13 protein-coding genes are annotated in these 14,979 nt (G+C 39.0%); 8 read left to right on the forward strand and 5 right to left on the reverse strand.

Going from position 1 to position 14,979, the window contains the following annotated elements; translation table 11 throughout:
* The first annotated feature begins 6 nt into the window (after positions 1 to 6).
* From DVW06_RS12565 to DVW06_RS12575, 3 genes are all read left to right on the forward strand, one after another.
* Entirely contained in the window at positions 7 to 1,320 is a 1,314-nt protein-coding gene (locus tag DVW06_RS12565) for a DUF4041 domain-containing protein (protein WP_137264719.1), read from the forward strand.
* A 46-nt stretch (positions 1,321 to 1,366) separates the two neighbouring features.
* Complete coding sequence (locus DVW06_RS12570; RefSeq protein WP_137264720.1) at positions 1,367 to 1,705, forward strand: hypothetical protein; 339 nt, start codon at positions 1,367 to 1,369, stop codon at positions 1,703 to 1,705.
* 152 nt (positions 1,706 to 1,857) lie between these two features.
* Positions 1,858 to 3,081 carry a tyrosine-type recombinase/integrase gene (locus DVW06_RS12575; RefSeq protein ID WP_137264721.1) on the forward strand — a complete coding sequence of 408 codons (1,224 nt, stop codon included), beginning with the start codon at positions 1,858 to 1,860 and terminating at the stop codon, positions 3,079 to 3,081.
* A 102-nt stretch (positions 3,082 to 3,183) separates the two neighbouring features.
* On the opposite strand, the gene DVW06_RS12580 is transcribed toward DVW06_RS12575, so the two are convergent.
* Positions 3,184 to 4,530 carry a glucose-6-phosphate isomerase gene (locus tag DVW06_RS12580; RefSeq protein WP_005472008.1) on the reverse strand — a complete coding sequence of 449 codons (1,347 nt, stop codon included), beginning with the start codon at positions 4,528 to 4,530 and terminating at the stop codon, positions 3,184 to 3,186.
* A 105-nt stretch (positions 4,531 to 4,635) separates the two neighbouring features.
* Positions 4,636 to 5,985: an NADP-specific glutamate dehydrogenase gene (gene gdhA, locus DVW06_RS12585; protein WP_005472006.1), complete on the reverse strand. Its 1,350-nt coding sequence runs from the start codon at positions 5,983 to 5,985 to the stop codon at positions 4,636 to 4,638.
* Between the two features lie 162 nt (positions 5,986 to 6,147).
* On the opposite strand from gdhA, the gene DVW06_RS12590 reads away from it, so the two are divergent.
* Entirely contained in the window at positions 6,148 to 7,419 is a 1,272-nt protein-coding gene (locus tag DVW06_RS12590) for an NAD(P)/FAD-dependent oxidoreductase (protein WP_003127837.1), read from the forward strand.
* A 213-nt stretch (positions 7,420 to 7,632) separates the two neighbouring features.
* Positions 7,633 to 8,670, forward strand: a complete 1,038-nt coding sequence (locus DVW06_RS12595) for a tagatose 1,6-diphosphate aldolase (RefSeq protein ID WP_003127836.1) — start codon at positions 7,633 to 7,635, stop codon at positions 8,668 to 8,670.
* 83 nt (positions 8,671 to 8,753) lie between these two features.
* Here DVW06_RS12595 and ybaK read toward each other — a convergent pair whose 3' ends face one another.
* The 3 genes from ybaK to DVW06_RS12610 form a co-directional block, all read right to left on the reverse strand.
* On the reverse strand, positions 8,754 to 9,245 hold the full coding sequence (ybaK, locus tag DVW06_RS12600) for a Cys-tRNA(Pro) deacylase (protein WP_003127835.1): 492 nt from the start codon (positions 9,243 to 9,245) through the stop codon (positions 8,754 to 8,756).
* A 129-nt stretch (positions 9,246 to 9,374) separates the two neighbouring features.
* Entirely contained in the window at positions 9,375 to 10,136 is a 762-nt protein-coding gene (gene aroD, locus DVW06_RS12605; protein WP_003127834.1) for a type I 3-dehydroquinate dehydratase, read from the reverse strand.
* Positions 10,137 to 10,141: 5 nt separating this feature from the next.
* Positions 10,142 to 11,311, reverse strand: coding sequence for a class I SAM-dependent rRNA methyltransferase (locus DVW06_RS12610; protein ID WP_081131283.1), 1,170 nt, complete (start codon positions 11,309 to 11,311; stop codon positions 10,142 to 10,144).
* Between the two features lie 239 nt (positions 11,312 to 11,550).
* Here DVW06_RS12610 and DVW06_RS12615 point away from each other — a divergent pair, with 239 nt between their 5' ends.
* The 3 genes from DVW06_RS12615 to DVW06_RS12625 all read left to right on the forward strand — a co-directional run bounded on the left by DVW06_RS12615 (position 11,551) and on the right by DVW06_RS12625 (position 14,978).
* On the forward strand, positions 11,551 to 13,632 hold the full coding sequence (locus tag DVW06_RS12615) for an LTA synthase family protein (protein WP_096710962.1): 2,082 nt from the start codon (positions 11,551 to 11,553) through the stop codon (positions 13,630 to 13,632).
* 156 nt (positions 13,633 to 13,788) lie between these two features.
* Positions 13,789 to 14,529 carry a hypothetical protein gene (locus DVW06_RS12620; protein ID WP_123866918.1) on the forward strand — a complete coding sequence of 247 codons (741 nt, stop codon included), beginning with the start codon at positions 13,789 to 13,791 and terminating at the stop codon, positions 14,527 to 14,529.
* Positions 14,505 to 14,978 (forward strand): hypothetical protein, encoded by a 474-nt coding sequence (locus tag DVW06_RS12625; RefSeq protein WP_021149538.1) that lies wholly within the window; start codon positions 14,505 to 14,507, stop codon positions 14,976 to 14,978. The genes DVW06_RS12620 and DVW06_RS12625 overlap by 25 nt, the downstream gene beginning before the upstream one ends.
* Position 14,979: the final 1 nt, after the last annotated feature.

Consider the following 14,979-nt stretch of genomic DNA (forward strand, 5'->3'; position numbering starts at 1 on the left):
TTCCAGATGGGAGCTTTCGATTTTTTAAAAGGTAATAAATATAAGCAACAAGCAAATGAACTGGCCGAAGATTTAGAGGCATTAAAGAATGCTAAGTTGAGCGTTGAACAAATGTCAGTGTTGGAGCTTCAACAAGCTATTATCGACAAAGAAAAGGAGCAAAAAGAGATTGAACAAATTATACTGGCTCTCAAGGAAAAAGAAGGACAGCTTCGAACTAAAATAAAATCTATGAGTTCTGAAATTGAAGAGTTGGAGCACCAATTAATTGTTACAAATGATGATATTCGTTTTGAAGAGTTCGGCTTGTATCGTCCTCAATACGATTTTGCTACAGCTCTTGGATATAAAGAAAAACTTGCTGATATACGAGAAGACCAGAAACATATGATCAAAAAGAAAACAGCAGTAAATTACAGTGATAACTGGACTGTTGATGGTAATAAAGCAAAAGGTCGAAAAATGACTAACGATAATATTAAACAGATTCTTCGCTCTTTTAACAATGAGTGCGAAGCTGCTATAAATAAAGTCAAGTTTAGCAATTTAGCTTCTATTGAAAAACGAATTAGAAATTCGTATGAACAGCTGAATAAATTAAACAGCACTAATTTAGTTTCTATTCGTAAAGAGTACCTCCAATCTAAATTAGATGAACTACACTGTGCATATGAATATGAGCGAAAAAAACAAGAAGAAAAAGAGGAACTTAGAGAGCAACGTGAACGAGAAAAAGAGGAAAAAGCTTTACAGAAAGAAATAGAGTCTCAGAAGAAAGTAATTGATAAAGATATAAGTCATTTCAAAAAGATGATTTCGGATCTTCAAGACAAGCTAAAAAGTTCTGAAAATGAAGAACAACGAATAGAGTTACAAAATCAGATCTTAGGCTTTGAAACAAGTATCCAAGATAAAGAAGCTGAAAAAGAAGAATTAGACTATCGAAATGCACATGCATCTGCTGGTTATGTTTATATTATTAGCAATATTGGAGCTTTTGGAGCTGATGTTGTTAAAATAGGCGTAACTAGACGATTAGACCCGTTAGAACGTATTGCTGAATTGAGCAGTGCTTCTGTACCTTTCAAATTTGATGTTCACGCCCTTATTTTTAGCTATGAGGCTTATCAATTGGAAGCAGATCTACATAAACATTTTGATAAGCAAAGAATTAATAGAGTCAACAATAGGAAAGAATTTTTCAAAATCCCTATCGAGGACATTGAAAAAAAATTAGTAGAATACAAGGACTTAACAATTGATTTTCAAAAAGAGCCTGAAGCTGAAGAATTTCGAGAATCTCTTGCTTTAGGAAGATAGCAAAATAAAATCCAATCGTACAAATTGGTTGATTATGGAGGAAAAAATGGGACTCTTTGGAAAAAAGAAAAATAAAATAACTTCAATGCAAAAAGCAACTCAATCTGTAATGTTAAGTATCCAAACAGATAGCAGAGGTAAAGTTAAACTTACTCAAAGTTCTAAGAGATTGATACAAACGAATCCTGGAGAAGTTCAATTCATTGAAGAAAAAGGCAAGATTTATACTTTAAACAAAATCGATTTGGATATTATTCCTCAATCAAAACATTCAAGTGGAATGCTTTATCTAACTGATAAAGATAACGGTCAAAAAATTGTTATTGGGTTTCAAGTTACAAAAGATGCAGGAATGTTCTTAAAAACATTCATCCCCGCATTTTGATTAGCCTTCGGGCTTTTCTTTTTAAATCGAAAAGAACATACGTTCGGATAATTAACAAAAAACTTCGAATTCTTTAATATTCAAGTGATTATTCGATTGAAATCACTCGATTATTCGAATTTATTATGCGAAATTACGAAAGGAGAATTCTAGTGGCTTCTATAAAGAAATACTATTTGAAGAAAACAAAACAATATAGATATGAAGTTTTCGTTTCTAATGGAATTAATCCCGGAACTGGTAAACAAAACAAGATACACAAGAAAGGATTTAAGTCCTATGAAGAAGCAAATAGTTATGCCAAAATTATTGAAGGAAAAATAGCATCCGAGGAATATTTCAAAGAAAATCCTCGGAACTTAACAATAGAAGAATTTCTTGAGGATTGGGTAACTAATTACAAGCAGGCTGTAAAAGAAGGAACCCGTGTGGTGCACAGAGCGAATATACGAATGTATATTAAACCGTATATAGGAAAATATTCTTTAAACAAATATACACGAGCCAACCATCAAAAGTTCATTAATATGCTGCTAAATAAGAAAGGACTAGGTCGAAGTGGCCAAGGTTTGTCCATAACTACTGCCAAAAGCGTAAATGCTACTCTTAGCAATGCTTTTAAAAAAGCAATTCAATTAGGATATATAAAAGAGAATCCTACTCAGTTTGTTGAGTTTCCAAGAATGATTGAGAAAAAGGAATCTGTCAGATACTACGATTTGCAGCAAGCAGATAGATTTCTAGAGTTTGCGAAAAAAGAATCTGAGGTTTTGTGGTACCCCTTTTTCCTATTAATCTTCGATCAAGGATTGAGGAAATCAGAAGTAATGGGATTACAGTGGCAAGATATTGACTTTGGCGGGAACATGATAAGCATTGAAAGAGAACGTTTAGGAGCAGTTGAAAAAGGTGAAAACGTCAATGCAATTATTACAGACGATCCGAAAACACCGGCAGGAGTCAGAAGCATGCCAATGACCAAAAGAAGTAAACAAGCTCTGCTTGCTTTTAGAAATCATATCTTAAACATCTTTGGTACCTTCCCTTCCACTGAAGATGGCGAACAATTTATCTTCTTGCAAACCAGCAAGAGATACAAAGGGAAAATTGTCCGTGATCGATCAGTGAATGGCGCATTTAATCGGATTGCTAAAAAAGCTGAATTGCCGAAAATTAGAGTCCACGATGGCCGCCATACTTTTGCTGTCCGATCTCGTCAAGCTGGATTGTCCTTAGAAGACATAAAAGACTTTCTTGGTCACAAGGATATTTCAACAACTCAAATCTATGCCCATATTTCACCAGAGGTTAAAAAAAGGTCTATGGAACAGTTCGAAAACTACATCGAAAATGAAAGAAAAAAGCACTCGCAATGAGTGCTTTTAATCTGTCACTATCACCAAAACTATCACCAGTTATGAATCAAAGCGAACATGTTTCGTTCACCACCAATTTATATAAGTGGTAAAAGCATTGATTTATAGACGTTCGTTCAATTCTTTTGCAAGCTCTTCGAAGCCTGGTTTGCCAAGCAATGCGAACATGTTTTTCTTATAAGCTTCCACGCCAGGTTGGTCAAATGGATTCACACCATTCAAGTAACCAGAAATACCTACAGCGATTTCGAAGAAATACATTGTATAACCTAATGTGTAGGCATCCATCGTTGGGATCTTAACCAATAAGTTTGGTACATCGCCATCTGTGTGAGCCAATAACGTTCCTTCGAAGGCTTTGGTATTTACAAAATCAACTTCTTTTCCTTGTAAGTAGCCAAGTCCATCAAGGTCAGCTTCTTGCGTAGGAATTGTGATTGATTTACGTGGTTTTTCAACTTTAACAACAGTTTCAAAGATGTTGCGGCGGCCTTCTTGGATATATTGACCCAATGAATGCAAATCAGTTGAGAAGTTAGCACTTGAAGGGTAAATTCCCTTTTGGTCTTTTCCTTCTGATTCTCCAAATAATTGTTTCCACCATTCAGAGAAGTATTGCATTCCTGGTTCATAATTAATCAGCAATTCGGTTACTTTTCCTTTGCGGTAAAGGATGTTACGCATTGCTGCATATTGATACGCTTCATTTTTTTCAAGGTCATCACTGGCATATGCTTCACTAGCGTCTGCTGCACCTTGCATCAAAGCATCGATATCCGCACCGCTAGCAGCGATTGGCAATAGACCTACAGCTGTCAAGACAGAGAAACGTCCGCCAACATCATCAGGAATTACGAATGTTTCCCAATTTTCAGCATCTGCTTCAACTTTAACGGCACCTTTTGCTTTATCTGTCGTTGCATAGATACGTTTGTTTGCTTCTTCTTTGCCATATTTTTCGATCAAGCGTTCTTTGAAGACACGGAATGCGATCGCAGGTTCTGTCGTCGTTCCTGACTTAGAAATGACATTGACAGAGAAATCACGATCACCGATGATTTCGATCAAATCAGCTAAATAAGTCGAAGAAATTGAGTTTCCGGCAAAAAAGATTTGTGGTGCTTTCCGTTCATCTGATGAAAGCAAGTTATAGAATGAATGGTTTAAGAAATCAATCGCAGCTTTTGCCCCTAAATAAGAACCACCGATACCGATAACAACTAATACTTCTGAGTCCGATTGGATTTTTTCTGCTGCTTTTTTGATTCGTGCAAATTCTTCTTTATCATAATTTTTAGGCAAGTCGATCCAGCCTAAAAAGTCGTTACCTGCACCAGTACCTTCACGTAAGAGTTTATCTGCTGCTGTAACTTGACTTTGCATGTAGCTTAATTCGTATTCATTCACGAATGGTGCTACTTTTGAATAGTCAAATTTGATGTGTGACATGATTTGTCCTCCTTGAAAAAAATTAGTTTTTCATACAAGTACTACTTTACGTTTTTTTTGAACTTTTTTCAAGTAATTCCTTATTATATCGCCTATCTGGCAGAGTTAGACAAGTCCTTGAGAAAACATTGCTTTAGCAACTTTTTCAAATCCAGCCACATTTGCTCCTAGCATGAAATTATTTTTTTGATCAAATTCTTCTGCAGTGTCACGGCAAGCATCATAAATATTCTTCATGATCTCATCCAATTTTTGATCGACTTCTGCCTGCTCCCACTGCAAACGTTGTGAGTTTTGACTCATTTCTAAAGCAGAAACCGCTACGCCACCCGCATTAGCCGCTTTCCCAGGACAATAGTAGATTCCTTGCGCAATAAAATATTCTGCCGCTTCAAGAGAGCTTGGCATATTGGCACCTTCAGAAACAATCCGGACACCATTCGCTTTTGCCCGTTTGGCTTGTTCTAGATTGATTTCATTTTGAGTCGCACAAGGGAAGGCTAATTCCGCTTGAACATCGAAGTCCCAGACAGAAGCGCCTTCATGGTACTCTGCTGAGGGGCGTGCGTTGGCATATGCTGTCAAACGTTCCCGTTTCACTTCTTTGATTTCTTTCAATAATGCCAGATCGATACCTTCTTTGTCATAAATGAAGCCAGAAGAATCAGAGCAAGTGATGGCTTTTGCGCCCAACTCATGCAATTTTTCAATCGCATAAATGGCTACATTGCCGCTTCCAGATACAATTGCCTGTTTCCCTTGGAAGTTTTCCTTTAAATCTTTCAACAGATGCTTAACAAAATAGACTGCCCCGTAACCGGTAGCTTCCGTCCGATTTTTACTTCCCCAAAAGTCCAATGGTTTTCCTGTAAGGACACCAGCATCATATTGTTTCAGACGTTTGTAAGCCCCAAAGAGATAGCCAATTTCACGGCCACCAACACCAATGTCCCCCGCAGGCACATCTAAGTCAGGGCCGATATGTTTTGCTAATTCCGTCATGAAACTTTGACAAAAACGCATGACTTCTCCATCTGATTTCCCTTTTGGATCAAAGTCACTTCCGCCTTTGCCGCCACCAATCGGTAATCCAGTCAAACTGTTCTTGAAAATCTGCTCAAAAGCCAAAAATTTCAAGATACTTAAGTTGACGCTGGGATGAAAACGCAGGCCGCCTTTGTAAGGCCCTAATGCAGAATTAAATTGGATCCGATAACCGCGGTTGACTTGCCAATTGCCTTGGTCATCTTGCCATGGCACACGAAATTGAATAAATCGCTCTGGTTCTGTTAATAAATCAACCAAATTCGATTCAATGTATTCTGGATGTTTTTCTAAGAAAGGAATGATTGTTGGTAAAAATTCATCTATCGCTTGTAAAAATTCCGTTTGGTTCTGATCTTTTTCGTGCAGTTTCTCTTGGATCGCTTTTACATACTCTGAAGCATTTGTCATCAGGCACTACCTCCTTTAGTTAAATTCTATTTTATAGAAAATTTCAGAAATTGCATCTATTTTTTACGAAATTGTCAGAATTTTTTTTCGATTCATTGAACAAACAGCTTTCTCCCCGCTTGTTCCTGCAATATGGTACAATCCACAAAGAGGTGAAGGAAGATGAAGAAATCCTATGATGTGATCGTGATTGGTGCTGGTACCAGTGGCATGATGGCCGCTATTTCAGCAGCCGAAAACGGTGCAGACGTATTACTTATAGAAAAAAATAAAAAAGTTGGCAAAAAATTGCTTATGACCGGTGGCGGTCGTTGTAACGTGACCAATCATCGCTCTGTCGATGATTTGATCGCCCATATTCCCGGCAACGGAAAATTTTTATATAGTACATTCTCGCAATTCAATAATTTCGATGTGATGACCTTTTTTGAATCCCATGGTGTCCCTCTGAAAGAAGAAGATCACGGACGGATGTTTCCTGTCACAGACAAATCGAAAACGATCGTTGAAGGCTTATTACAGGCGCTCCATGAGAAACAAGTCACTCTATTGACCAATACAGTCGTCACTAAATTACTTCATGATGAGACTCAGATCCAAGGCGTTCGAACAGAATTCGAAGAATTTACTGCGCCCTGTGTGATCCTGACGACTGGTGGTCGAACTTACCCTTCGACTGGAGCAACTGGAGACGGCTACAAAATGGCCAAAAAAGTAGGGCATACCATCACACCGCTTTATCCTACCGAGTCTCCCCTCATATCAGAGGAGCCATTTATCAAAGCACGCACACTGCAAGGCATCTCTTTACAAGATATTGCTTTATCTGTTTTAGATTCTACAGGAAAAACCGTTGTCTCTCATACCATGGATCTCTTGTTCACGCATTTCGGGCTTTCGGGTCCAGCTGCACTGCGCTGCTCTTCTTTTGTCAATCAAGAATTGAAGAGTCATACACCTGTCACAGTGATGCTGGATTGTTTTCCAGAAAAAACAGCGAATGAATTGGTGAATGAGCTAACAGTGGCAGCCCATTCGAAGAAAAAATTAGTCAATGCACTGAGCGGCATCTTGCCGGAACGTCTGCTAGAGTTCTTTATCCATCGACTGGCACTTTCTGATCTGGTGGCTGAGCAAACAACTGAAGACCAGCTACAGGCTTTAGCAGCTATCATGAAAGGCTTTTCTGTCACAATTTCTAAAACATTTCCGCTGGAAAAATCTTTTGTGACGGGTGGAGGGATTCATTTAAAAGAAGTGAATCCCAAGACAATGGAAAGTAAGTGCATCAATGGCCTTTATTTCGGCGGCGAATTACTCGATATCAACGGTTATACCGGTGGATTCAATATCACTGCTGCCTTTTGTACTGGTCATGTCGCTGGCAAGCATGCGGCAGAAATGGCGAGCTATTTCCACTATTCACAAGGATAGTCTTTATTCTCTTAACGATCTGACACAATGAAATACAAGGAATTTCGAATCTTTCGCAGACTTGCATCTGAGTAAAGTTGCTGTCACATCCCATTGCTTGCGGGGTAGTGACAAAGCTTCGTTTTTTTGTTTGCATTTCTAGAAATTGCTTATTAGTTGGCGATTTTTGTGAGAAGGCGTAGACTGAAAGAGAACTTAAAGGAGGCTGGACAAATGAAACGTATTTCAAGAGGCAAATTTGAAAAAATGCAGAAACTTTCAAATGAAGATGGGGTGATTGCGGCATTGGCCATTGATCAGCGAGGATCAATGAAAAAAATGATGAAAGCTGCCACAGGGCCCGATAATTTCAAAATGGAACAAATTTATGACTTCAAACGGTTGGTTTCACAAGAATTGACAAAGTATGTCAGCAGCATTTTATTGGATGAAGAATATGGATTTCAAGGCATCGAAGCGAAAAATCCTAATGCTGGTTTGATTCTGTCTTATGAAAAAACCGGTTATGATGTCAATACTCCAGGACGATTGCCGGAGCTGTTGCCAAATGAATCTCTGCAACGTCTAGTCCAAAAAGGAGCTGACGCAGCTAAAGTGCTGGTTTATTACAATCCTGATGAACCGCAAGAGATTCTTGATACGAAACATGCTTTTCTAGAACGTTTAGGTACGGAAGCACAAGCAGCCGATATCCCAATTTTTGTCGAACCAATCGTCTACGACGATGAAATCACCGATGATAAATCACCGGCTTTCGCTAAAATCAAACCTGGAAAAGTCATTCGAACGATTCAAGAATTGACCAAAGACAAATACCATATCGATATTTTAAAAGTTGAAGTACCCGTACAATTTGATTTGGTTGAAGGGTTTCAAAAAGAAGGCTTAGAAGCTGTGTATACCCAAGAAGAAGCTGCCAACTACTTTAGAGAAGCTAGCGATGCCGCTACTCGTCCTTTCATTTACTTAAGTGCAGGGGTTCCTGCAAACATCTTCCGAGAAGAATTACGCTTTGCCGGCGAACACGGGGCAAAGTTCTCTGGTATTCTTGGCGGACGTGCAACTTGGCGAGACAGCGTGGAAATCTATGGAAAACAAGGGGAAAAAGCACTGCTTGATTGGTTAGATACGCAAGGCCGGGAAAATGTCGAAGAGCTGAATGCTATTCTAAAAGAATATGCTACCCCATGGTATGAATTTTATGGTGGATTAGATAATATTGAAGTCTTTGATATTTCCGTTATGGAATAATTGTCCATAGAACAAACAACAGAGCCGCTGCATTGAAGTATCCTACTTCAATGCAGCGGCTCTGTTGTTTTGTCTGTTCCTGTTTAGCCAACTTCAGAAATAGCAGTCAGCGAGACAAACTGTCCGCGGACTAATTTGCTCAAATCTGTTGGAGACAGTCCTATTTGTAAACCACGCTTTCCTGCTGAGATGATGATTTCTTCCAAATGTCGCGCACTTTCATCAATATAGGTTGGAAAGAGTTTCTTCATGCCGATCGGTGAACATCCACCGCGAATATACCCTGTGGTCTCTTCTAGGTCTCTTAAGTGCAACATTTCTACTTTTTTGTTGCCGCTGGCTTTAGCAATTTTCTTCAAATCTAATTCGTGATCTCCAGGGATGACTGCGACGATGGGACCCGTTTTATTGCCAACTGCTACCAGCGTTTTATAGATGGCTTCTGGATGAGCGATTTGCTGAGCAACAGACCCTGCATCCAAATGATCTTCTGACCATTCGTACGTATATTCCTGATAGGAGAGTTTCTTTTGTTCTACCATCCGAATCGCATTTGTTTTTTTTACTTTTGCCATGACGCATTCCTCATTTATCCAAACTTCTGGTTCTTTCTTTACAACTTCAATTTTAAGAGTCTCATTTAAGACTGCTCGAAACTATAGGACTAGTCTGTCCCATTTTTTTCTGTTTATGTTCCCGATTGTTTAATTTTTCATTGTTTCGATTGAAAACTCAGCTAAATAATCTTTCATCCGCTCCACTGGAATCTGACCAGGGGCAGAAGCTTGATCCAGCGCAGCAAAAGTCATGACTGAATCGATCAGACTACCACTGACGCGGCTGATTTTGCCTAGATTTCCCATTGACATGACTGCTAAAGGTAATTGATTGAATCCCCGCGCTTTATTGATAATGCCCATCAAACGCAAAACGTCCTGCACATTGTGAGGCATCATTGCTAGTTTTCCGATATCAGCGCCAAATTGATTCATAATCCCGATTTTTAAGATCAACACAGCATCTTCTGGTGTTTTGTCGAAATCGTGACTACTTAACACCAATTTCACTTGATGTTCTTTGATTTTCTGAATAAAGTTTCTGCCTAAAAACTCAGCTTTTTCCAGTTCTATATCAATCATATCGATCAATCCAGATTCTGCAACGCCTAGACATAAATGTTTATATTGTGTCAAAGTGAAAGAGATTTGTCCCCCTTCTTCGATGGTTCGAAACGTAAACAGAAAAACTTTTGATTTTAAAGTGGTCCGAACATGAGAAAGTACATCCAGAACGTCGGATAAACTATCGACTTTTTTATAATAATCAGCCCGCCACTCAATGATCTCTGCATCCGAAGTTTCTGCGGCTAGGGCTTGCTTGATAATCTCCTCATTAGTTGTTCCGGTCAGCGGCACACAAATGCGCGGGTGCTTGCCATCCAACTCGATTGACTTTACTTGAACCATCCGTCTCACTCCTTTTTGATTTGGTAAAAGAATACTTTTAAGTAATTCCCTTCTAAAAAGTTAGGATCAACTGCAAAATCACTTGGTAGTCGATATTCTTGTATACATTGATATGTGACTTGTGCCTGATCCATTGCTTCTTCGATCATTTGTTGAAACTTCTTTTGGGAAAGGTTGGCAGCATTCGTGGAAGCAATCAACAAGCCTTCCTCGTTCATAATCGCCAAACTATCCGTAACCAGTTCACCATAATTTTTTGCGACAGAAAAGACTTTTTTCTTGTTGCGGGCAAAACTAGGCGGATCTAAAATGATCATATCAAAGGTCAGCTCTTTTTTCTTAGCATACTTAAAATAGCCAAAAACATCCATCACATGAATCTTCTGTTTTTCTGGATCAAAGCCATTGATTGCAAACTGCTCTTTGGTCTTCTCCAAACTGCGCTTGGCAAGATCAACACTCGTTGTCTTTGTCGCACCGCCCATCGCAGCTGCAACAGAAAAAGCACCGGTATAACTAAACATATTGAGCACTGTCATGCCTGCTGACAGCCCTTCGGCGAGTTGTCCGCGTACTTCCTTTTGATCAAGGAAAATCCCGGTCATCAGTCCCTCATTAAGATAGGTAGCATAGTGAACGCCATTTTCTTTCACAATCAGCGGTTCGGGCGCCTCCTCTCCATAGACGGCTGCTGATTCTGGCAGATCAGAGTCAAAGCGGATTTTTTCAACCGCTCCTTTGACTTCTGGAAAAACTTGTTGGAACGCTTGGATCAATAGAGATTTATTTTGGTACAATGTTTCGTTATACCAAGAAAATACGGCAAATTCTCGATAGAGATCAATCGTTAATCCACCTAAGTGGTCACCTTCTCCATTAACGATACGAAAAGCATCTGTTTCTTCGCTGGCATAGTAAGCACTTCTTTTGGCTTTGGCTTTTGCAAAAGCTGCTTCAAAAAAGTCCTTGTTGATCGGACGATCTTCAAAAGCCAATACCCAGCCGATGCCTTTATTCTGTTTCCCTAAATAGCCGGTTCCGACAATTTTCCCTTGCGAATCGACAAAAGAGACCCAATCCTGTGTATCTTTGACTTGCAGGAGATCATCTTCTTGGATCAATGGGTTTTTTTTATGGAATTTTTTGATTCCTTTTTTGCTTAAATTCATTTTCATCGTTTATCTGCTCCATTCATTCTATTGATAAGTATAGCAAAAACCTGTTTCTTTGTCTGTATTCTTGAAAGTAAAGAAATACTTAATTCCGCACCACGACAGGGAATTCGATTGACACTGTTTCGATGGACTAGTAGAATATAGGATGATGTAAATTCGAATCTTATTCGTTTAAGCTGGAAAGAGAGAGGAAGATTCCCTTGAAAAAAAATAGAGTATCCACTTTTGTGAATACAAGAATGGGCTTTTTTTTCATATTGGCCCTATTATTTTGGTTAAAAAATATCTTTGCTTATTTGGTGGACTTCCACCTTGGGATTGAAAGCACTGTGCAATACTTCATCTTATTTATCAATCCAATCGCAACAACTTTATTTTTACTTTCGATCGCACTGTATGTGAGACGAACAAAAGCAGCCTATATCACCATGATCGCCATCTATTTCTTGATGACACTGCTACTGTTCTCAAATGTCAGTTATTATCGAGAGTTCACGGATTTCATTACCATCAATACGATGCTTGGTGCCGGAAAAGTTGCTAGTGGTCTGGGAGAAAGTGCGATTCGTCTTTTCAGACCTTACGATTTATTGTACTTCGTGGACTTCGTCATTTTGATTGCCGCTCTCGTTATGAAGAAAATCAAAATGGATCAGCGTCCCGTTAAAGCTCGGATGGCTTTTGCCATTTCAACATTAGCAGTAATGATCTTCTCAGGAAATTTGTTCTTAGCCGAAGCAGATCGTCCAGAATTATTGACTAGAACTTTTTCTCGTGATTACCTGGTCAAATATTTAGGGATCAATGCATTTACTGTTTATGATGGCGTGCAGACGTATCAAGCTTCTCAAGTTCGAGCAGAAGCTAGTCCCAATGATATGAACGAAGTCGAAAGTTATGTCAAGCAGCATTATGCAGAACCTAATGACGACATGTTCGGGATCGCTAAAGGAAAAAATGTCATTTATGTCCATTTAGAAAGTACACAACAATTTCTGATCGATTATAAATTAAAAGATGAGAATGGCGTAGAACATGAAGTGATGCCATTCATTAATCGTTTGTATCATAGTAAAAGCACATTTAGCTTTGATAATTTCTTTCATCAAGTCAAAGCTGGAAAAACCAGTGACGCGGAAACACTTTTTGAGAATTCACTCTTTGGTTTGAATCAAGGGGCTCTCTTCACGCAACTTGGCGGGAAGAATACCTTTGAAGCAGCACCAGATATTTTAGGACAAACACAAGGCTACACATCAGCTGTTTTTCATGGAAACACTGGTACCTTCTGGAACCGAAACGAGACTTACAAACGCTTTGGCTATGATTACTTCTTTGATGCTTCTTACTATGATGTCAACGAAGATAACTCATTCCAATATGGGTTGCATGACAAACCATTTTTTGAACAATCAGCGCAATACTTGGAACGGTTGCAACAACCATTTTACGCCAAATTTATCGCTGTCTCTAATCACTACCCATACTCTGAATTTACCAATGATGAAGGTGGCTTCCCGTTAGCAACAACTTCTGATGAAACGATCAACGGGTACTTTGCTACTGCCAACTACTTGGATCGAGCAGTTGAAGAATTCTTCAACTACTTGAAAGAATCTGGTCTGTATGATAATTCTGTGATCGTCTTATACGGTGACCACTACGGTATTTCAAATTCGCGAAACAAAAACTTAGCAGAATTGCTTGGTAAAGACAGCGCTAGCTGGTCTAATTTTGATAATGCAGCCTTACAGCGTGTCCCTTACATGATCCATATTCCTGGACAATCGAAGGGCGGAATCAATCATACGTACGGTGGTCAAGTGGATGCTTTACCAACCTTACTTCATCTGTTAGGTGTAGATACTTCGAAATATATCCAATTAGGACAAGATTTGTTCTCGAAACAAAACGAACAGCTCGTTGCATTTAGAGACGGTGACTTTGTTACACCAGAGTATACTTATTACGGAGGCGTCCTTTACAGTAACAGTACTGGCATGGCGATCCCAAGTCCTTCTGCAAGCTTACAAAAGCAAGTGGATGAATGGAAAGCCAAAGTTGATAAACAACTGTCGGTCTCTGATCAAATTAATAATGGAGATCTGTTGCGCTTCTATGCGAAAAGCGGATTGAAAGAAGTCGATCCAGATAACTATGATTACAAAAATTCCTTACAAAAATTGAGTGCCAAAGAAAAAGAACTCGGTGCCGATTCAACGAGTGTCTTCTCAAAAAATGGTGAGAAATCGACCGTCGATTTGTATCATACGAAGACCTATAAAGAATACGAAGAAATGGTCAAAGAGACCGATAAATAAGCTTCAATCAAAAGTACCGCTAGCGTTTGATCGCTCGCGGTACTTTTTTGCACAAAAAATCAAGAAGTCTCCGCTGACTTTCTTTTTTTTGTACAAGAACTTCATACTTTATTCAAACTCCCCTTTTATACTAGATAGTAGAATGAGGTGAATTGAATGAAAACTTTTCGTTTTGCTGTAGCCAGCATTCATTATCATAAAAAAGCATTGATCCTCTATGGATTGTTGACCTTTTTTGCCGTGATTGGTTTAATCATTAGTGATACTCTGCTCCACTCATTGAACCAATTATTTACACAAGCCAAAGATTATTTGATTGGCGAAGAAATGCCGGCAAAAATCGCACAAGAGATCCAAACGATTGCATCTATTTATCAGAATCTTTTTCTGTTGATCTTCATCAGTTTCCTATTGGTTTTCACAGGTTTCATTATTTTTTACCAACGAATGAAAAGAAAGGAATTTCAGGCATGGCTGATGAGCGGAGCTTCCTCGCGGCAATGGGTAGGAATGCAGCTCTTGGAAGTCCTCCTGCCACTGCTTGCAATCATCGTCCTCGTCTTTGCATTGCTGATTCTATTTCAGCCTTTCTTTCAACGAGAAATGATTACCAGTCATATCACAACTTTCGACAGAGAAGATGCCTCCTTGCAGATTTGGCAGTCGGTCAATAGCCAAACAACAGCGGATTTCGGCATTACGATTCCACAAACAAGCCAAGCATTCATTCAGAATGTTGAATTGAACAGCAATGAATGGTTGTCAATGATTCTAAAAAGTTTACGCCAAACCTTTGTCCTACTCGTTGGTTCAGTCTCAATCATTACGTTAGTCGTCGTCACCAGCCACTGTTTTTATTGGAGGAATCAGCAATGGAAAAACCAAAAAATCAACTAAACATCCCAGGTCTTTTCTATCTTGCAGCCAATGACCTTGCTGCGAAAGAGACGTTGGCACACTTTCTGCAAACTAACCAAGCGGTTACCATCGAGCCAAAATGGCAGTATGTCCCCTTTCTATCATTGAAAGATAATCTTTCCTTAGCCAATAAAAAAGAAAAACCTTTGGAAGAGCTGTTAACTGCCGTTCATTTAGAACCGACTTTTTTGAAAAGATCCTTAGATGAACTCACTTCTTTAGAAGAAGTTAAAGTACAATTGTTACTGGCACTTTTATTGGAAAAACCGGTCATAGTTTTAGAGACTCTTTCAAAAAATTTACATACCGCCGACATCCAAGCCCTTCTGCCTTTATGCAGTCAACTAGCAAAACAATTTCAGCTATCGATCTATTTAATGAATGAAGATGAACGCTTGGCTCATACCCCCTATATCACAAAACAATGAG

It is taken from the genome of Enterococcus sp. ARL09-542, from assembly GCF_005234805.1.
GTDB lineage: Bacteria > Bacillota > Bacilli > Lactobacillales > Enterococcaceae > Enterococcus_D > Enterococcus_D gallinarum.

Bases quoted from the DNA above. Each gene is read 5' to 3' on its own strand.
- DVW06_RS12565 (WP_137264719.1), top strand. From the start codon at position 7: ATGGGAGCTTTCGATTTTTTAAAAGGTAATAAATATAAGCAACAAGCA.
- DVW06_RS12570 (WP_137264720.1), top strand. From the start codon at position 1,367: ATGGGACTCTTTGGAAAAAAGAAAAATAAAATAACTTCAATGCAAAAA.
- DVW06_RS12580 (WP_005472008.1), bottom strand. From the start codon at position 4,530: ATGTCACACATCAAATTTGACTATTCAAAAGTAGCACCATTCGTGAAT.
- gdhA (WP_005472006.1), bottom strand. From the start codon at position 5,985: ATGACAAATGCTTCAGAGTATGTAAAAGCGATCCAAGAGAAACTGCAC.
- DVW06_RS12590 (WP_003127837.1), top strand. From the start codon at position 6,148: ATGAAGAAATCCTATGATGTGATCGTGATTGGTGCTGGTACCAGTGGC.
- DVW06_RS12595 (WP_003127836.1), top strand. From the start codon at position 7,633: ATGAAACGTATTTCAAGAGGCAAATTTGAAAAAATGCAGAAACTTTCA.
- ybaK (WP_003127835.1), bottom strand. From the start codon at position 9,245: ATGGCAAAAGTAAAAAAAACAAATGCGATTCGGATGGTAGAACAAAAG.
- aroD (WP_003127834.1), bottom strand. From the start codon at position 10,136: ATGGTTCAAGTAAAGTCAATCGAGTTGGATGGCAAGCACCCGCGCATT.
- DVW06_RS12610 (WP_081131283.1), bottom strand. From the start codon at position 11,311: ATGAAAATGAATTTAAGCAAAAAAGGAATCAAAAAATTCCATAAAAAA.
- DVW06_RS12615 (WP_096710962.1), top strand. From the start codon at position 11,551: ATGGGCTTTTTTTTCATATTGGCCCTATTATTTTGGTTAAAAAATATC.
- DVW06_RS12620 (WP_123866918.1), top strand. From the start codon at position 13,789: ATGAAAACTTTTCGTTTTGCTGTAGCCAGCATTCATTATCATAAAAAA.
- DVW06_RS12625 (WP_021149538.1), top strand. From the start codon at position 14,505: ATGGAAAAACCAAAAAATCAACTAAACATCCCAGGTCTTTTCTATCTT.